This window comes from Streptomyces sp. NPDC006872 (assembly GCF_040635845.1).
Taxonomy (GTDB): Bacteria; Actinomycetota; Actinomycetes; order Streptomycetales; family Streptomycetaceae; genus Streptomyces.
Window position 1 is genome coordinate 280,290 of record NZ_JBEYIL010000003.1, and the last position, 17,722, is coordinate 298,011.

The 17,722-nt window shown below is 70.1% G+C and carries 16 protein-coding genes and 1 tRNA gene; 10 read left to right on the forward strand and 7 right to left on the reverse strand.

Annotated features, from left to right (window positions below):
• The first annotated feature begins 2 nt into the window (after positions 1-2).
• Genes ABZ725_RS10250 through ABZ725_RS10270 form a run of 5 tightly spaced genes read left to right on the forward strand, consistent with a single transcriptional unit; the run spans position 3 to position 3,401 of the window.
• The gene (locus ABZ725_RS10250; RefSeq protein ID WP_358802266.1) at positions 3-704 is read left to right on the forward strand and encodes a class E sortase; all 702 of its coding nucleotides are present in this window, start codon (positions 3-5) and stop codon (positions 702-704) included.
• 53 nt (positions 705-757) lie between these two features.
• Positions 758-919, forward strand: coding sequence for a hypothetical protein (locus ABZ725_RS10255; protein WP_351907539.1), 162 nt, complete (start codon positions 758-760; stop codon positions 917-919).
• A complete protein-coding gene (locus tag ABZ725_RS10260; RefSeq protein ID WP_358802267.1) occupies positions 916-1,554 on the forward strand; it encodes an aminodeoxychorismate/anthranilate synthase component II in 639 nt (212 codons plus the stop codon). Before ABZ725_RS10255 ends, ABZ725_RS10260 begins: the two co-directional genes overlap by 4 nt.
• Positions 1,551-2,609, forward strand: coding sequence for a class E sortase (locus ABZ725_RS10265; RefSeq protein WP_358802268.1), 1,059 nt, complete (start codon positions 1,551-1,553; stop codon positions 2,607-2,609). Before ABZ725_RS10260 ends, ABZ725_RS10265 begins: the two co-directional genes overlap by 4 nt.
• A 30-nt stretch (positions 2,610-2,639) precedes the next feature.
• Positions 2,640-3,401, forward strand: coding sequence for a class E sortase (locus ABZ725_RS10270; RefSeq protein WP_358802269.1), 762 nt, complete (start codon positions 2,640-2,642; stop codon positions 3,399-3,401).
• A 102-nt stretch (positions 3,402-3,503) separates the two neighbouring features.
• Here ABZ725_RS10270 and pknB read toward each other — a convergent pair whose 3' ends face one another.
• The 6 genes from pknB to ABZ725_RS10300 form a co-directional block, all read right to left on the reverse strand.
• Complete coding sequence (gene pknB / locus ABZ725_RS10275; RefSeq protein ID WP_358802270.1) at positions 3,504-5,480, reverse strand: Stk1 family PASTA domain-containing Ser/Thr kinase; 1,977 nt, start codon at positions 5,478-5,480, stop codon at positions 3,504-3,506.
• A gap of 168 nt (positions 5,481-5,648) precedes the next feature.
• Positions 5,649-7,118 carry a penicillin-binding transpeptidase domain-containing protein gene (locus tag ABZ725_RS10280; RefSeq protein WP_358802271.1) on the reverse strand — a complete coding sequence of 490 codons (1,470 nt, stop codon included), beginning with the start codon at positions 7,116-7,118 and terminating at the stop codon, positions 5,649-5,651.
• The gene (locus tag ABZ725_RS10285; RefSeq protein ID WP_358802272.1) at positions 7,115-8,554 is read right to left on the reverse strand and encodes an FtsW/RodA/SpoVE family cell cycle protein; all 1,440 of its coding nucleotides are present in this window, start codon (positions 8,552-8,554) and stop codon (positions 7,115-7,117) included. Before ABZ725_RS10285 ends, ABZ725_RS10280 begins: the two co-directional genes overlap by 4 nt.
• 27 nt (positions 8,555-8,581) lie before the next feature.
• Entirely contained in the window at positions 8,582-10,165 is a 1,584-nt protein-coding gene (locus tag ABZ725_RS10290; protein WP_358802273.1) for a Stp1/IreP family PP2C-type Ser/Thr phosphatase, read from the reverse strand.
• Between the two features lie 92 nt (positions 10,166-10,257).
• Positions 10,258-10,776, reverse strand: a complete 519-nt coding sequence (locus ABZ725_RS10295; protein WP_358802274.1) for an FHA domain-containing protein — start codon at positions 10,774-10,776, stop codon at positions 10,258-10,260.
• A gap of 10 nt (positions 10,777-10,786) precedes the next feature.
• On the reverse strand, positions 10,787-11,647 hold the full coding sequence (locus ABZ725_RS10300) for a DUF3662 and FHA domain-containing protein (protein ID WP_351905623.1): 861 nt from the start codon (positions 11,645-11,647) through the stop codon (positions 10,787-10,789).
• A gap of 411 nt (positions 11,648-12,058) precedes the next feature.
• On the opposite strand from ABZ725_RS10300, the gene ABZ725_RS10305 reads away from it, so the two are divergent.
• The 5 genes from ABZ725_RS10305 (at position 12,059) to ABZ725_RS10325 (ending at position 16,484) form a co-directional block, all read left to right on the forward strand.
• Positions 12,059-12,142, forward strand: a tRNA-Leu gene (locus ABZ725_RS10305).
• Between the two features lie 212 nt (positions 12,143-12,354).
• Positions 12,355-13,536, forward strand: coding sequence for a histidine kinase (locus ABZ725_RS10310; protein ID WP_358802275.1), 1,182 nt, complete (start codon positions 12,355-12,357; stop codon positions 13,534-13,536).
• Between the two features lie 133 nt (positions 13,537-13,669).
• Positions 13,670-15,181, forward strand: a complete 1,512-nt coding sequence (locus ABZ725_RS10315; RefSeq protein WP_358802276.1) for a DUF2252 domain-containing protein — start codon at positions 13,670-13,672, stop codon at positions 15,179-15,181.
• 90 nt (positions 15,182-15,271) lie between these two features.
• The gene (locus tag ABZ725_RS10320; protein WP_358802277.1) at positions 15,272-16,069 is read left to right on the forward strand and encodes a hypothetical protein; all 798 of its coding nucleotides are present in this window, start codon (positions 15,272-15,274) and stop codon (positions 16,067-16,069) included.
• Positions 16,070-16,154: 85 nt separating this feature from the next.
• Positions 16,155-16,484, forward strand: a complete 330-nt coding sequence (locus tag ABZ725_RS10325) for a rhodanese-like domain-containing protein (RefSeq protein WP_358802745.1) — start codon at positions 16,155-16,157, stop codon at positions 16,482-16,484.
• 35 nt (positions 16,485-16,519) lie between these two features.
• On the opposite strand, the gene ABZ725_RS10330 is transcribed toward ABZ725_RS10325, so the two are convergent.
• Positions 16,520-17,677 (reverse strand): acyl-CoA dehydrogenase family protein, encoded by a 1,158-nt coding sequence (locus tag ABZ725_RS10330; protein ID WP_358802278.1) that lies wholly within the window; start codon positions 17,675-17,677, stop codon positions 16,520-16,522.
• Positions 17,678-17,722 lie beyond the last annotated feature (45 nt).

The window sequence follows — 17,722 nt, forward strand, 5'->3', positions numbered from 1 at the left end:
CGGTGCGGGTGATCGTCAGGACGTTCAGCGAGCTGTGCATCACCGTAGGCGCCGTCATCGTCCTGTTTGTCGTCTACGTACTGTTCTGGACCGGTGTCCAGGCCGACCGTGTCATGGACGACCAGATCGACGCCCTCCACGACCAGTGGGCTCAGCCGACCGCAGGGCCCGCCCCGAGCCCCGGTACGAACACGAGCCCGAGCCCGAGCGCCACCGCGCAGCCGGCGCCGTATCGGAGCGGTAAGCCGTTCGCGGTCATGTACATCCCGCGTCTTGGTTTCACGTGGAACAAGCCGGTCCTCGAGGGCACGGCGACCGGCACCCTGAAGAAGGGGCTGGGGCACTACGCCGGGACGGCCCGGCTCGGGCAGACCGGGAACTTCTCCGTCGCAGGTCACCGCCGTACCTACGGCGACCCCTTCAAGGACTTCCCGAAGCTCAGGCGCGGGGACGCGGTGGTGCTGACGGACGGGACGACCTGGTTCACGTATCGGATCGACAAAGGCCCTTACAAAACCGTGCCCTCGGATGTCGAGGTGATCGACGCTGTGCCACGTAAGTCGGGGTACACGCGTTTGGGCCGGTACCTGACGTTGACCACGTGCGATCCGGAATGGGGGCACAGTCATCGGCTGATCGTCTGGGCGCACCTGGACTCCACACAGCCCGTGGAGGCAGGCGAACCGAAGGCTCTGCGCCGTTAGTCTGGTGACGTACGGCGTGAGTCAGGTGCCGTGGTGCGAACGGAAGGGACGGCATGTACGGCTGGATCTGGCGGCATCTGCCGGGAAACGCGTGGGTGAGGGCGCTGATCTCGATCATGCTGGTCGTGGCCGTGGTGTACGCGCTGTTCCAGTACGTCTTCCCGTGGGCCGAACCGCTGCTTCCCTTCAACGATGTGACGGTGGACAACCAGTGAGCGCGCGCATTCTCGTCGTCGACAACTACGACAGCTTCGTCTTCAACCTGGTTCAGTACCTCTACCAGCTGGGCGCCGAGTGCGAGGTCCTGCGCAACGACGAGGTCTCCACGGCCCACGCCCAGGACGGCTTCGACGGCGTTCTGCTGTCCCCCGGCCCCGGTACGCCCGAGGAGGCCGGCGTCTGCATCGAGATGGTCCGGCACTGCGCGGCCACCGGTGTCCCCGTCTTCGGCGTCTGCCTGGGCATGCAGTCCATGCAGGTGGCGTACGGCGGTGTCGTCGACCGGGCGCCGGAGCTGCTGCACGGCAAGACCTCGCTGGTGGAGCACGAGGGCCGGGGCGTCTTCGCGGGCCTGCCGACCCCGTTCACCGCGACCCGCTACCACTCGCTGGCGGCCGAGCCGGCGACGGTCCCGGCCGAACTCGAGGTGACCGCCCGCACCCACGACGGGATCATCATGGGCCTGCGCCACCGTGAACTGCCCGTCGAGGGCGTGCAGTTCCACCCGGAGTCGGTGTTGACCGAGCACGGGCACCTGATGCTGGCCAACTGGCTGGTGGAGTGCGGCGACCAGGGCGCGGTGGCGAGGTCGGCGGGGCTCGCCCCGGTGGTGGGCAGGGCCACGGCGTGACCGCGCTGCGCCCCGAGCGCGAGGACTCGTACGGCACGGCGCCGTACGAGTCCTTCGGCGGTGACGCGTACGGCGCCGCCCCTTACGCGGGGGAGTCGTACCAGCCGCCGATCGACGAGGAGACGGTGGCGCTGCGGATTCCGCCGCCGGCCTCCCCGTTCGGCGGTGAGCCCATGTCGGCCTCTGGGGCCTCAACTGCCTCTCCGCTCCCTGGAACACCGGCCGGTGGACGTGCGGCCCGCAGAAAGGCCGCCAAGGGCCGTCGTGGGCGTCATGGCGGCCTGGGCGACGACTCCGAGTCGTACAACGGGGCCGACGCGCCGTCCCAGGGCGAGCGGCGCCTGTCGCGCGTCGAGGCCCGCCGACGGGAGCGGGCCCGCAAGCCGAGCGCGGCCGTCGTCGCCAGCCGGGCGGTCGGCGAGGTGTTCATCACCACGGGCGTGCTGATGCTGCTGTTCGTCACCTACCAACTGTGGTGGACGAACGTGCGAGCCCACGCGCAGGCGGACAAGGAGGCGAACAGCCTCCAGGACGACTGGGCGAAGGGAAAGGGCGCCCCCGGCGTCTTCTCGCCGGGGCAGGGTTTCGCCCTTCTGCACATCCCCAAGCTGGATGTGGTCGTGCCGATCGCGGAGGGCATCAGCAACAAGAAGGTGCTCGACAAGGGCATGGTCGGTCACTACGGGGAGAGCCCGCTGCAGACGGCGATGCCCGACGCGAAGACCGGCAACTTCGGGCTCGCGGGCCACCGCAACACGCACGGCGAACCGTTCCGGTACATCAACCGGCTCCAGGCGGGCGACGACATCGTCGTCGAGACGCAGAACGAGTACTTCGTCTACAAGATGACGTCCACGCTGCCGTCGACCGCGCCCAGCAACACGAGCGTCCTGGACCCCGTCCCGCCGGGTTCCGGGTTCACCGGGCCGGGCAGGTACATCACCCTCACCACCTGCACGCCGGAGTTCACCAGCAAGTACCGCTTGATCGTCTGGGGCAAGATGGTCGAGGAACGGCCGCGCAGCAAGGGCAAGCCGGACGCGCTCGTCGAGTAGGCGTGCAGTCGAGTAGTCGAGTAAAGGCAGATGAACGTGGCAGCGACCACCGGCGACACCGAGCACGAAGAGCACGCGCGCGTGGACGCGCCGGAAACCCCGCCGCCGCGCCGCGCGGGCGGGCGGATCGCCTTCGCCGTCAGCGTCTTCGGCGAACTCCTCATCACCGCGGGCCTGGTGCTCGGCCTGTTCGTCGTCTACTCGCTCTGGTGGACGAACGTCGTCGCCGACCGGCACGCGGACCGGCAGGGCGACAAGGTGCGCGACAACTGGGCCCAGCAGGACACCGGTCCCGGCGCGCTCGACACCAAGGACGGCATCGGCTTCCTCCATGTGCCCGCGATGAAGAACGGCGAGGTGCTGGTCGAGAAGGGCACGTCGTCGAAGGTCCTCAACGAGGGCGTCGCCGGCTACTACACCGACCCCGTCAAGGCCGCCCTCCCGACGAGCGGCAAGGAGGGCAACTTCACGCTCGCCGCCCACCGCGACGGCCACGGCGCGAAGTTCCACAACATCGACAAGCTGGAGAAGGGCGACCCGATCGTCTTCGAGACGAGGGACAACTGGTACGTCTACAAGGTGTACGCGGTCCTTCCCGAGACCTCGAAGTACAACGTCGAGGTCCTCGGCCGGATCCCGAAGGAGTCCGGCAAGAAGAAGGCCGGCCACTACATCACGTTGACGACCTGCACGCCGGTGTACACGTCCCGGTACCGGTACGTCGTCTGGGGCGAGCTGGTCCGCGTGGACAAGGTCGACGCGGACCGGACTCCGCCGAAGGAACTCGGCTGAGCCGACAGGCTTCCTTCCAGGCGCATACGAAGAGCAGGGGCCCCGCCGGTCGTAACCGGCGGGGCCCCTGCTCTTCGGTTGTTCTTCGGCTGTTCCTCGACGTCAGTTGAAGGGGTTGCCGTCGTTGTCGCCGTCGCCGTTGTTGTTGCCGTTCTTGATGGCGATCAGGTTGACCGTCTGGCCCTTGTTGACCGTGCTGCCGGGGGCCGGGTCCGAGCTGATGACCTGGGCGTCGTCGTCCTGGGAGCCGGTGATGTTGCCGACGTTCAGACCCGCGTTCTGCAGTGCCTGCTTGGCGTCCTTCAGGCTCAGGCCCTGGAGGTTCGACGGAACCTGGGTCTGGCTGCTCTTGCCGATCTGGATCTGGACCGTGGAGCCCTTGTCGGCCTGGGAGCCGATCGACGGGACGGTCTGGATGGTCTTGCCGACCGCGTTCTGGTCCTGGGTGTCGACCTCGACACAGGTGCCCGTCAGGTCGTTCTGCGCCATCTGCGCCTTGGCGTCGTCACAGCTCTTGCCGGAGACGTCGGGCACGGTGGCCTTCTCCTCGGCCTTGGCGATGGTCAGGGTGATGGTGGTGCCCTTCTCCACCTCCTTGCCGAGCTCCGGGTCCTGCGACAGGACGGTGCCCGCCTCCTCGGTGGACACCTCCTCCTTCGTCTCGACGACCAACTGGTACTGGTCGCCCTCCAGCAGCGTCTTGGCCTCGTCCAGGGTCTTGCCGAGGACACTCGGCACCGCCACCTTCGGCGCGCCCGTGGACACCACGAGGTTGACGGTGTCGCCCTTGTTGACGGTCTTTCCGAACGCCGGGTCCTGCGAGCAGATGTTGCCCTTGGAGGAGCTCTCGCAGGCCTTCTCGGTGAAGACCGCGTTCAGGTCGACGTTCGCGGCCATGGTCTTGGCCTCGGCCTGCGACTTGTTCACGAAGTTCGGGACCGGGAAAGCCTTGTCCGCGGCGGCGTCGCCGTCGAAGACCCACTTGCCGATCAGGATCGCGCCCACCAGCACCAGCGCCGCGGCGACGACCAGCAGGATCGTCGAGGCGTTGGACTTCTTCTGGCGCCGCCGGTCGGGACGGTCGTCGTAGCCGAAGCCGCCGTCGTCCGGGTTCATGGGCGGCAGCATCGACGTGGCGCCGGCGTCCGCCGAGCGCATGGCCGTGGTCGCCTGGTCGTCCCCGAAACCGCCGTAGCCGGCGTAGCCGACCGAGCCCATCGCCGCCGTGGCCGCGACCGGCTGACCGTCGAGGCAGGCCTCGATGTCGAGGCGCATCTCGTCGGCCGACTGGTAGCGGTAGTTGGGGTCCTTGACCAGCGCCTTCAGGACGATGGCGTCCATCTCGGGGGTGATCTCGGGGTCGAAGACGCTCGGGGGCTGCGGCTCCTCCCGGACATGCTGGTAGGCCACCGCGACCGGGGAGTCCCCGACGAACGGCGGTCGTACCGTGAGCAGTTCGTAGAGCAGACAGCCCGTGGAGTACAGGTCGGAGCGCGCGTCGACCTGCTCGCCCTTCGCCTGTTCCGGCGAGAGGTACTGAGCGGTGCCGATCACGGCGGACGTCTGCGTCATCGTCATGCCGGAGTCGCCCATGGCGCGGGCGATGCCGAAGTCCATGACCTTGACCTGGCCGTTGCGCGTCAGCATGACGTTCGCCGGCTTGATGTCGCGGTGGACGATGCCGGCTCTGTGCGAGTACTCCAGGGCCTGGAGGATGCCGATGGTCATCTCCAGCGTCCGCTCCGGCAGCAGCTTGCGGCCGGAGTGGAGCAGCTCGCGGAGCGTGGAGCCGTCGACGTACTCCATGACGATGTACGGGATCGAGACCCCGTCGATGTAGTCCTCGCCCGTGTCGTAGACCGCAACGATCGCGGGGTGGTTGAGCGAGGCGGCAGACTGGGCCTCCCGGCGGAACCGGGCCTGGAAGGAAGGGTCGCGCGCGAGGTCCGCGCGCAGCGTCTTCACCGCCACGGTGCGGCCGAGGCGGGTGTCATGCGCGAGGTAGACCTCAGCCATGCCACCACGGCCGAGCACGTGGCCCAGCTCGTACCGGCCGCCGAGGCGACGCGGCTCTTCCATAGCTACCTACCAGCCCTCTCCGTCGGTCCCGACCGGCACACGTGTGCGGCCGGAGGCTGCCGTCCGGGCTACCGTACCCGGACCGCGCTGTGTGACCTGGCCAAGCCCGTCACCCGATACAGGACCGGTATCGCAACGTGCACCGATGTGTAGGCGACGTGATGGGGGTCACTTCTTGCTGTCGATGACTGCCTTCATCACGTCCCTTGCGATCGGGCCGGCGAGACCGCCGCCGGTGATGTCGCCGCGGTTGGCTGCGCCGTCCTCGACGACGACGGCGACGGCCACCGGCGCGCTGCCGTCGGACAGCTTCGCGTACGAGATGAACCAGGCGTACGGCTTCTCGCTGTTGTTCAGGCCGTGCTGTGCGGTACCGGTCTTGCCGCCGACGACGACGCCGCTGATCTTCGCCTTGCCGCCGGTGCCCTGGTCGTTGTTGACGACCGTCTCCATCATCTCCTGCAGGGCCTGCGCGGTCTTGGACGAGACGGCCTGCGACAGCTGCTGCGGCTCGGTCGTCTCGATGGTGTCCAGATTCGCGGCCTTCAGCTGGTCGACCATGTACGGCTTCATCAGCTTGCCGTCGTTGGCGACCGCCGAGGCGACCATGGCCATCTGCAGCGGGGTGGCGCGGTTGGAGGCCTGGCCGATGCCGTCCTGGGCGTTCTGCGGCCGGTTGTCCTTGGGGTAGATGCTCTCCGCGGCGCGCACCGGGGTGTCCAGCTCCGCCTCGTTGAAGCCGAACTTCTCCGCCTGCTCGATCATCTTCTCGTTGCCGACGTTGTCGGCCATCTTCGCGAAGACGGTGTTGCAGGACACCATGAGCGCGTAGCGCAGGGTGGCGTTCTCGCAGTCGCCGTGCTCGTTGGTGAGCTTGCTCGAGGACTCCGGCAGCTTGAACGGATCCGGGGTGTCGGTCTTGTCGTCGATGCCGGAGACCTCGCCGTTCTCCAGCGCGGCGGCGGCGGTGACGACCTTGAACGTGGAGCCCGGCGGGTAGGTCTCGCGCAGCGCGCGGTTGAGCATCGGGTCGTCGGCGTCGTTCTTCTTCTGGACCGCGTTCCACGCGTCGGAGTCCGCGTCGGAGGATCCGGCGAACTTCGACGGGTCGTACGACGGCGTGGAGACCAGCGCCAGGATCTTGCCGGTGGACGGCTCGATCGCGGCGACCGCGCCCTTCTTGCTGCCCAGGCCCTCGTAAGCGGCCTTCTGCGCGGCGGCGTTGAGGGTGGTGATGACGCTGCCGCCCTCCTTGTCCTTGCCCGTGATCATGTCCAGGGTGTTGCGGAAGAAGAGCCGGTCGTCGTTGCCGCTGAGGATGCCGTCCTCCAGCTTCTCCAGCTGGTTGGCGCCGAAGGCCTGCGAGGAGTAGCCGGTGACCGGCGCCCACATCGCGCCGTTGGTCCAGGTGCGCTTGTACTTGTAGTCGCCGGTGGTCTCCACCGAGCCGGTGATGGCCTTGCCGTCGACGATGATGTTGCCGCGCGGCGTCGAGTAGCGCGTGATGTTGACGCGGCGGTTCTTGGTGTCGCTGGCGAGGCTGTCCGCCTTGACGTACTGCAGGTAGTTGTCCCGCAGCAGCAGGGTGAGGACCAGGAGGCCGCAGAAGATCGCGATCCGGCGCAGGGGCTTGTTCATGACGGGCGGACCACCTGGGTCATCTCGGCGTCGGGGTTGGAAGCGGGCGCGGGTGCCGGGCGGCGCGCGGTGTCGCTGATTCTGATCAGGATGCCGATCAGGGCCCAGTTGGCGATGACGGAGGAACCGCCGTACGCCAGGAAGGGCATCGTCATACCGGTGAGCGGAATGAGGCCCATCACACCGCCGGCGACCACGAAGACCTGCAGCGCGAAGGCGCCGGAGAGGCCGATCGCGAGGAGCTTGCCGAACGGGTCGCGGGCGGCGAGGGCGGTGCGCACACCGCGCTCGACGATCAGCCCGTACAGCAGCAGGAGCGCCATGACGCCGGCCAGGCCCAGCTCCTCGCCGAAGGTGGCGAGGATGAAGTCGGAGTTGGCGGCGAACTTGATCAGCTCGGAGTGGCCCTGGCCCCAGCCGGTGCCGAGGGTGCCGCCGGAGCCGAACGCCCACAGGGCCTGCATGGCCTGCTCGGAGTGGCCGATGACGCCCTCCTGGGAGAGCTTGTACTCGCCCATGGGGTCGAGCCAGGCCTGCACACGCTGCTGGACGTGGCTCTCGAACTGGGCCACGCCGACCGCGCCGACCGCGGACATCAGCATGCCGAAGACGATCCAGCTGGTCCGCTCGGTGGCGACGTACAGCATGATGACGAACATTCCGAAGAACAGCAGCGAGGTGCCGAGGTCCGTCTCGAAGACCAGGATCAGGATCGAGATGATCCAGACGACGATGATCGGGCCGAGGTCGCGGCCGCGCGGCAGATACAGGCCGAGCACACGGCGGCTGGCCAGGGCGAGCGCGTCGCGCTTCACCATCAGATAGCCCGCGAAGAAGATCGCCAGCACGATCTTGGCGAACTCACCGGGCTGGATGGAGAAGCCGGCGACCGAGATCCAGATCTTGGCGCCGTAGATGTTCTGGCCGAGGCCGGGCACGAGCGGGAGCAGCAGCAGGAAGATCGCGCCGACCATGGAGATGTAGGTGTAGCGCTGCAGGACGCGGTGGTCCTTGAGGAAGATCAGCACCACGATGAACAGGGCGATGCCCATCGCCGTGTACAGCAGCTGCCGTGGCGCGGCCGTGCCGGCCTGCTCGGCGTTCTGCAGATACTTCGACTGGTCCAGTCGCCAGATGGCGACCAGCCCGAGCCCGTTCAGCAGGGTGGCCAGCGGCAGCAGCAGCGGGTCCGCGTACGGCGCGAACTTGCGGACGACGAGATGGGCGACGCCGGCCAGGAGCCCGAGGCCCAGCCCGTAGCTCAGGAGGCCGGACGGCACCTCCTCCTTGATGGCCAGGCCCACGTTGGCGTAGGCGAAGACCGGGATGGCGACGGCGAACACCAGCAGCGCGAGCTCGGTGTTGCGCCGGCTCGGCGTACCGATCGAGCCGATCGTGGACGTGTGATGCGTCGGCGAGTTGGTAGTACTGCTCATCGTGTGACGGGGCCTCTCACGGCTTGCCTACTGCTCACCGCACCGCGAGACGACCTTCTGCTCTTCCTCCGAAAGGCTGGGGCCGGGGGTGGGAGTGGCGGTCGCGGATACGGACGGGGACGCGGATGCCGAGGGGCTCGGCGATGCCTTGGACGTGAGAGACGCGGGCGTGGTTCCCGTGCTGCCGTCTGCCTCGCCCTCACCGGTCTTCGGGCCGGTCGTGGAGCCGGTCGTGCTCGCTGTCCCGGTGCCGGCCTGCTTCTTGCAGGCGGAGGCCTGGACGGCCAGCTCGTCGATCTTCTTCTGGGCAGTGGACAGGCTGCCCTCGGCGATCGTCGCCTCGACCAGCTTCTGCTGGTACTCCGGGAGGTACTTGAGTTCGATCTCGGGGTGGTCCTTCTCCACCTTCGACAGCGACACCCAGGCCAGGTCCTGGCTGATGCCCCGGTACAGCGCGACGTGCTCGCCCTTGGTGCCGACGTAGTACTGCGTCTGCGTCCAGCGCCAGCCGCCGTACAGGCCGCCGCCGATGACGGCGAGCGCGAGCACGCTGTAGAAGGATCTCTTCAGCCACTTGCGGCCGCCGCGCGGCTTGACGAAGTCGTCGTCGGTGTAGTCGCCGAAGCCGTCGGTGGGGATGAAGCCGGTGATGTCGCCGCCGGAGCCGGGCGGGCCGAACTCGCCGCCCCCGCCGTGCCCCTGCTGCCGGCGGCCGAGGCCCGAGGCCCGGCCGGCCGGGGTCTGCATGATGCCGTTGTCGTGCAGCTGGAGCTGGTTCTCGGCGACCGCGCCGACCACGACCGGGACGTCGGAGAGCTGCCCGGCGAGGGTGTCGCCGGTGTCCAGGTCGAGGACGTCGGCCACGATCACGGTGATGTTGTCGGGGCCGCCGCCGCGCAGCGCGAGCTGGATCAGCTCCTGCACGGTCTCCTGGGGGCCCTGGTAGCTGGCGAGGGTGTCCTCGAGCGTCTGGTGGGAGACGACTCCGGACAGACCGTCGGAGCAGATCAGATAGCGGTCGCCGGCCCGGACCTCACGGATCGACAGGTCCGGCTCGACGTGCTCGCCGCTTCCCAGCGCCCGCATCAGCAGGGACCGCTGGGGGTGGGTGGTGGCCTCTTCCTCGGTGATGCGGCCCTCGTCGACGAGGCGCTGCACCCAGGTGTGGTCCTGTGTGATCTGGGTCAGCACGCCGTCCCGCAGCAGGTAGGCGCGCGAGTCGCCGACGTGCACCAGACCGAGGCGCTGGCCGGTCCACAGCAGCGCGGTCAGGGTGGTCCCCATGCCCTCGAGCTGGGGGTCCTCCTCGACCAGGGCGCGCAGTTGGTCGTTGGCGCGCTGGACGGCGGTGCCGAGCGAGGTGAGGACGTCGGAGCCGGGGACGTCGTCGTCGAGGGCGACGATGGTGGAGATGGCCTCGGACGAGGCGACCTCACCGGCGGCGGCGCCGCCCATGCCGTCGGCGATGGCGAGCAGGCGGGGACCGGCGTAACCGGAGTCCTCGTTGCCCTCCCGGATCATGCCCTTGTGCGATCCGGCGGCGAAGCGCAGTGACAGACTCATGCGCACCTCGCCCGTCGGCCCCGGGTACAGCCGGTCGTGTCGAGCCACACTGCCCACCCTCCGGTCGGGAGCACAAGGGGGCCCTGGGTGCCGGCCGCCGCCGCGTGCTCGCTCCGCTCGCGCTCAGTCATGATGTAGCACTACTTCCGCAACTCGATGACGGTCTTGCCGATACGGATCGGCGCGCCCAGCGGGATCGGTGTGGGAGTCGTCAGCCGCGATCGGTCGAGGTACGTGCCGTTGGTGGAGCCCAGGTCCTCGACGATCCACTGGCCGTCGCGGTCCGGGTAGATCCTGGCATGGCGGCTGGAGGCGTAGTCGTCGTCCAGCACGATCGTGCTGTCGTGCGCCCGGCCCAGCGTGATGGTCTGGCCCTGGAGCGCGACGGTCGTGCCGGTGAGGGTGCCCTCGGACACGACCAGCTTGGTAGGTGCGTTACGGCGCGTGCGGCCGGCGGCGGCGGGCTGCTGGCGCTGCTGCGGGGGCGCCTGGCGCTGCGCCTGCTGCTGCTGCGCGCGCCCGGCCTCCCGGCGCGAACCGCGCTGGGTGACCCGCGTACCGAACAGGTCGCTGCGGATGACCTGCACGGCCACGATCACGAACAGCCACAGTACGGCCAGGAAACCCAGCCGCATGACCGTGAGGGTCAGCTCTGACATTGCCCCCGCTTCACCCTTCGGCTTGCCGGTAAATGATGGTGGTGCTGCCCACGACGATCCGCGAGCCGTCGCGGAGCGTAGCGCGGGTGGTGTGCTGCCCGTCCACCACGATGCCGTTGGTGGAGCCGAGATCCTGGATCGTCGAGGGCGAACCGGTTCGGATCTCGCAGTGCCGGCGGGAGACGCCGGGGTCGTCGATCCGCACGTCGGCCTCGGTACTGCGGCCCAGCACGAGCGTGGCGCGGGAGATCTGGTGGCGGGTGCCGTTGATCTCGATCCAGTGGCGGGTGCGTGACCCGGGCTGCGGAGCCCCGGCCAGACCGCCGCCGGCCGCGCCCGGGCGCTGGGCGCCGGCCGCGGGCGGGTAGCCGTAGCCGCCGGGACGGGCGCCGGGGGCGCCGCCGGGCGGCGGTGCGGCCGGCATGGGCGGCGCGGCCGCCCCGCCGGGACGCTGTCGGCCGCCGGCGGCTGGCGCCTGCTCCGGCGCCTGGCTGCCGGTGGAGGCGAGCGTACGGCTGCGCACCCGGTACAGGCCGGTGTCGAGGTCGTCCGCCTTCTCCAGGTTGACCTTGATCGGTCCCATGAAGGTGTAGCGCTGCTGCTTGGCGTAGTCGCGCACCATGCCCGCGAGCTCGTCGCCGAGCTGGCCGGAGTAGGGGCTGAGCCGCTCGTAGTCCGGCGTGCTCAGCTCCACGATGAAGTCGTTGGGGACGACCGTGCGGTCACGGTTCCAGATCGTGGCGTTGTTGTCGCACTCGCGCTGGAGCGCACCGGCGATCTCCACGGGCTGGACCTCGGACTTGAAGACCTTGGCGAAGGTGCCGTTGACCAGACCCTCGAGACGCTGCTCGAATTTCTTCAGGACTCCCATGGGGCACCTCCTCCGTAGTGGCTGCCGTCCCGTGCCGTGCTGCTTACCTGGTACTGCTTACTGATCGTATCCACGCGCCGGTGAATCGGCTGGTTCCCCCTGTCGGCCCCGCCGACGGATGTCGACGCCCTCTTGCGCATGTGCTTCTGCCCAGGATCGTAGAGGCGGCCGTGGACCAGTGTCCCGCACCTGACTGTGGTCCTTGTCCGGCTCCTGGGGAGACGGCCGCCTCTAGTACGAGGTTGATACGTGAACCGGTCACCGCCGAGACCCAGGAAGGTTGCCGAAGGCCTCCCACCTGCTCCCTGCCCCCGAACAAGGGATGTGAACGCACCCTGACCCGCGTGCTAATGTTCTGCGTGTCGGAAGGCGCAAGGCCGCAAGGCCAACAAGCCGGAGGACACACCCAATGCGCGGGTGGCGGAATAGGCAGACGCGCTGGATTCAGGTTCCAGTGCCCGCAAGGGCGTGGGGGTTCAACTCCCCCCTCGCGCACAGCTGGAAGCCCCTCAGGTCCCAGGACCTGAGGGGCTTTCGCGTTTCTCCGCACTGGCAGGCAGCCGCCGAGTACAGGCCATGGCGATCACAGCTTGTGAGGAACATCTCAGGGTCGTGGCCGGTGGCGGCGGGTGCGGTGACCGGTGCCGTGACCGGTGGTGTAGCGGGCTACACCGCGTTCGGACGGGGCGCGACCTAGCGTTGGGTGCATGGTGCAAACGATCCGGCCGACGACGATGATCCGCCAGGCGGGACGGGCAACGGACCGGCTGGCCGTCGCCGCGGTGATGACCTTCGGCACGTATCTGTTCGTCACCGTGCTGCTCATCGCGGCCATCGGCACGCTCACCGTCGTCGGCGCGTGGCTGCTGCCCGAGGCGGTGCTGCTGATCCGCCGGATCGCCGGGGCCAAGCGCCATCAGGTCGCGGGCTGGACGGGCCGTGAGATCCCCGAGGCGTACGAGCCGCTCACCGGATCGCTGCGCGAACGCGTCCGGACGGCCGTCCGCGACCCCGGCACCCTCGCCGACCTGCGTTGGATGGTCGCCCACTACGTCTACGGCTGGCTGGTACTGCTCGCGCTGCCGCTGTGGCCGACGGCGCTGGTCGTCGACGGGGTGCGGTGCGGGCTGCTGCGCCGGGACGCGGTCGTCCTGCCGCTCGTCGTGCGGCTCGCCGATCTCGAGGCCCGCTGGTCGGGGGCGCTGCTCAGGCCGTCCCCGAAGGCGCGTCTGGCCGCCCGGGTCCGGGCGCTGACCGAGACCCGCGCCGATGCGATCGCCGCGCACGGCGCCGAACTGCGTCGCATCGAACGCGACCTGCACGACGGCGCCCAGGCCCGGCTGGTCGCCCTGTCCATGCGGATCGGGCTCGCGCAGCGGGCCTTCGACCGTGACCCGGACGCCGCGCGCACCCTCATGGCGGATGCGCAGGACCAGGCCGAACAGGCGCTGACCGAACTGCGGCACGTCGTGCGGGGCATCCACCCGCCGATCCTCACCGACCGCGGACTCACGGGCGCCGTCCGGGCGCTGGCCGCCGGCAGCGCAGTGGATGTGACGGTTCGGGTGGAAGGACTCGATGACGGGGGCACCGGTGGGCACCGGGCGCCCGCGGCTGTGGAGGCCGCTGCCTATTTCGCGGTGGCGGAGGCGCTCACCAACGTCGCCAAGCACAGCGGTTCACCGCGGGCCGACGTCGAGCTGGTGCGGCTGCGGAACGGGCTGCGGGCGGTGGTGCGGGACGAGGGTCTCGGCGGCGCTGACGAGGGTGAAGGGTCCGGCCTGCTGGGGATCCGGCGACGGGTCGCCGCGTTGGACGGTGCGGTGAGCGTGAGTAGTCCGGTCGGGGGGCCGACCGCGATCACTGTGGAGTTGCCGTGCGTGTGGTGAGGGCGGTGGCGTGTTTCACGTGAAACATGCCGTCCACAGGGTCTGACGGGTCCCGGTCGTCGGCTGTACGGTCGGCACGAGTTGATGATCGGCTCGTCGAGCCGACGGACGGACGTGTGCGGGGGAGGCGGTCGTGGTGACCGAGGCCGGTGTTGCAGGGACAGGGGCCGAGACGGGTGGAGCGCGCAGGCTTCCCCGGGTGCCCGGGTTCGCGGAGTGGCCCGTCGAGCGGTCTGCTGAGCGGTCCGTCGCGGGTGAGGGCGCGGGTGAGGGCGCGGTCGCGGGTGCCAAGTCGGGGTCTGTGCTCGGGGCGCCCAAGGAGGCGGGCAAGGCCCTGCGGGGCCGGGTGCCGCGCGCGGCGCACGCCGAGCTCGAGCTGGACGCCTCGCGGCCGGACGCGGTGACGGTGGTCGAGGAGTCCAACCTGGGCCGCATCGCGGAGCTGACGCCCATAAGGGTCGGCCGGATGGCGGCCACGCCGTTCGCGTTCCTGCGCGGCTCGGCCGGGCTCATGGCGTACGACCTGGCCCGCACGCCCATGACCGGGATCCGCGCCCAGATCTGCGGCGACGCCCACGCGGCCAACTTCGGCCTGTACGGCGACGCCCGGGGCGGTCTGGTCATCGACCTGAACGACTTCGACGAGACGGTCGACGGCCCCTGGGAGTGGGACCTCAAGCGCCTCGCCGCCTCCCTGGTGCTCGCGGGCCGGGAGGCCGGCGCGGACGAGGACACCTGCCGTAAGGCGGCGCACGGCGCGGCCGGCTCCTACCGACGCACCATGCGGCTGCTGGCCAGACTTCCGGTGCTGGACGCGTGGAACGCCATCGCCGACGAGGAGCTGGTCTCCCACACCGACGCCCACGACCTGCTGGGCACCCTGGAGCGGGTCTCGGAGAAGGCGCGGGCCAACACCAGCGGACGGTTCGCGGCGAAGGCGACCGAGCCGACGGAGAACGGCGGCCGCCGCTTCGTCGACGCGCCGCCGGTGCTGCGCCGGGTCCCGGACGCGGAGGCCGCGGTGGTGGCCGCGTCCCTGGAGCAGTACCTGACCACCCTGTCCGAGGACCGCCACCCCCTGCTGGCCCGCCACGCGGTGCACGACGTCGCCTTCCGTATCGTCGGCACGGGCAGTGTCGGGGCGCGGTCGTATGTGGTGCTGCTGCTGGACCACCGAGGCGAGCCGCTGATCCTCCAGGTGAAGGAGGCCCGCGCCTCGGCCCTCGTACCGCACCTGCTGACCGCCGGTTTCGAGGCGCCGGAGGTGGACCACGAGGGCCGCCGGGTGGTCCTCGGCCAGAAGCGCATGCAGGTCGTCAGCGACATACTGCTGGGCTGGACGACCGTCGACGGGCGCCCCTTCCAGGTACGGCAGTTCCGCAACCGCAAGGGCAGCGTCGACCCGGCGGCGCTCGCGGCCGACCAGATCGACGACTACGGCCGGATGACCGGCGCCCTGCTGGCCCGTGCCCACTCCCACAGCGCCGACCCCCGCCTCGTCGCCGGATACTGCGGCAAGAACGAGGAACTCGACGACGCGATCGCCACGTTCGCCGTCGCCTACGCCGACCGCACCGAGGCGGACCACACGAACCTGGTCGCCGCGGTACGAGCGGGACGGATCGCCTCGGAGACCGGGGTGTGAGGCGCATCCGAGGCGTATCGCGTGAGGAGCCGGGGCCCCTGCGGACGGTGGGTCGACATGGCCGGGGGATCGTTGGCCTAGGCTGGTCGGGTGACGACCCCCGAAGCTGAGCAGCCCCGGCCCGAGGCGCGGCTGGAGCAGGCCGTGCGGGCCGCCGAGCAGGCGTTGATCGAGTTCGAGATCGCGGTGGAGACCTTCCGCGTCGAGGTCGAGAACTTCTCGCGGCTCCACCACCAGAAACTCGGTCCGATGTACGCCCGGCTCGACGAACTGGACGCGCAGATCGCCGAGGCCAAGGCCGCCCGCACCGGTGACCCCGAGGATGTGCGCAAGGCCGCCGAGGCGCGGGCCCGGGCGCTGCCGATGCCCGGGGTCGAGGAGCTGTTCCACGGCTGGATGGACGGCGAGGGGCTGTTCCCGGAGGCCGCCGCGATGCTCACGGACCAGTCCGTCCAGCCGCCGCAGCGGGTGCGGCCCAGCGACGAGGCTCGCAAGCTGTACCGCGAGCTGGTCCGCAAGGCCCACCCCGACCTCGCGCAGGAGGACGCCGAGCGGGCCCGGCGCGAGGAGTTCATCACCCGCGTGAACGCGGCCTACGCGCGGGGCGACGCGGGCCTGCTCCGCGAGCTGGCCGAGGAGTGGGCGGCCGGTCCGGTGCCCGCGGAGCGCGCCCCGAGCCCCAGCGAGGAGCTCTACGCCCGCCTCGAGTGGCTCGCCGAGCGCAAGGAGATGCTCGCGCTGGTCGCCCGGGAGCTGGAGGACAGCGCGATCGGCTCGATGCTCCGGATGGCCCCGGACGACCCCGACCGTCTCCTGGACGAGATCGCCGACAAGCTTCTCGCCGACGTCGCCGCACGCGAGGCGGAGCTGGCCGAGCTGGTGGGCTAGCGGGCTAGCGGGCTGCTTCGGTGGCCGGCCCCGTCGTCTCGCACCCCGTGTCGGGTAGCGTCGGGGCATGAGTTTCGGAGCTGGTGTGCCCACGGTCGAGGTCGGAGACCTCAAGGACGGCGACTTCCTGCTGGACGTCCGTGAGGACGACGAGTGGCAGGCGGGTCATGCCGAAGGGGCCCTGCACATCCCCATCAGCGAGTTCGTCGGGCGCTACGGCGAGCTGACCGAGGCGGCTCCGCAGGACGGGCGGGTCCATGTGATCTGCCGCTCCGGCGGTCGTTCCGCCCAGGTCACGATGTACCTCGTGCAGCAGGGCATCGACGCCGTGAACGTCGACGGCGGTATGCAGATCTGGGCCGCCGCGGGCCGCCCGGTCGTCACGGCCGAGGGCAAGCCGGGCTTCGTTCTGTAGGGCGGAGCCGAGGCCGAGTCCAGGGCCTGTGCGGGTCAGCCGAGGTGATGGGCGGCCAGTAGGTCGCCCAGGGCCTCCTCGTGCGCGGCGGCCGGGCCGAGCGACAGTTCGAGGTGCTTGGCCCAGGCGTGGTATCGGTGCAGCGGGTAGTCGACGTCGGCGCCGAAGCCTCCGTGCAGATGCTGCGCGGTCTGCACCGTCCGCCGTACGCCCTCGGAGGCCCAGATCTTGGCCACGGCGACGTCACCGGAGGCCGGCAGAGCGCCCGGGGCGCCGGAGGCGATCCGCCACGCGGCCTGCCACAGCGTGACCTCCATCGCACGCAGGTCGATATAGCGGTCGGCGGCCTGCACGGCCACGGCCTGGAAACTGGCGATCGGGTGTCCGAACTGCTCCCGCTTGCCGGCGTAGTCGCTGGTCATCCCCAGCACGCGCTCGCCCAGACCGAGCGCCAGCGCGCATGTCCCCGTGGTGAGCAGGGCGCGCAGCCATTCCCACGCGCCGTCGGCGGTGATGACGTTCGGGGCGGCGATCCTCGCCGATTCGAGACGCAGTTCGCCGAGCCGCTCGCCGGTGGTGGAGATCTGCTCGGCGAGCACGACTCCCTCGTGCTCGCGGGGAACGACGGCGAGGACGCTCCGGTCGTCCCCGGTGCGCGCCGGGACGACGACGAAGTCGGCGTTGTACGCCCAGGAGACTGCGGTCTGTACCCCGTCCAGCACCCAGTCCCCGTCGCCTGCGCCGGTCGCGTCCGTGCCGTCCTGGCGGGCGGTCACGGCGAGTTCGGCCGGGTCGTGGCCCGTGCGGCCGTTGGCGGCGACGGTCAGGACGGTCTCGCCCCGCCCGGCCCGCGCGAGCAGCGCCGACCTCAGCTCCGGGCTTCCGTAGGCCTGTACGGCGGCCGCGGCCGCGCTGTTCTCCAGCAACGGCACCCGGGCCAGCACCTTCGCCGATTCGCGCAGCACCAGACAGAGTCCGACCGCGTCGAGGCCGGCGCCGCCGAACTCCTCGTCGAGCAGCAGGCTCAGCAGGTCCGCGGCGGCGAGCTTGGCCCACAGCGCCCGGTCGAAGTCGTCGGCCACGGCGCCCCTGGTGAGCGCGGGGCTCGGCACGTCGTCGGGGGCTACCCCGGCGAACACTCCCCGCGCCGCCTCGGCCGCGGCCTGCTGCTCCTCGGTGAAGGTGAAGTCCACGGCCTGTCCTCCCGACGGTCAGCTGATCTGACGGAGCGTCAAGAT

What these genes read in the sequence shown, in the direction of transcription:
- ABZ725_RS10295 (WP_358802274.1), bottom strand. Translation starts at nt 10,776, where the DNA reads ATGTCAGAGCTGACCCTCACGGTCATGCGGCTGGGTTTCCTGGCCGTA.
- ABZ725_RS10280 (WP_358802271.1), bottom strand. Translation starts at nt 7,118, where the DNA reads ATGAACAAGCCCCTGCGCCGGATCGCGATCTTCTGCGGCCTCCTGGTC.
- ABZ725_RS10255 (WP_351907539.1), top strand. Translation starts at nt 758, where the DNA reads ATGTACGGCTGGATCTGGCGGCATCTGCCGGGAAACGCGTGGGTGAGG.
- ABZ725_RS10285 (WP_358802272.1), bottom strand. Translation starts at nt 8,554, where the DNA reads ATGAGCAGTACTACCAACTCGCCGACGCATCACACGTCCACGATCGGC.
- ABZ725_RS10310 (WP_358802275.1), top strand. Translation starts at nt 12,355, where the DNA reads ATGGTGCAAACGATCCGGCCGACGACGATGATCCGCCAGGCGGGACGG.
- ABZ725_RS10270 (WP_358802269.1), top strand. Translation starts at nt 2,640, where the DNA reads ATGAACGTGGCAGCGACCACCGGCGACACCGAGCACGAAGAGCACGCG.
- pknB (WP_358802270.1), bottom strand. Translation starts at nt 5,480, where the DNA reads ATGGAAGAGCCGCGTCGCCTCGGCGGCCGGTACGAGCTGGGCCACGTG.
- ABZ725_RS10300 (WP_351905623.1), bottom strand. Translation starts at nt 11,647, where the DNA reads ATGGGAGTCCTGAAGAAATTCGAGCAGCGTCTCGAGGGTCTGGTCAAC.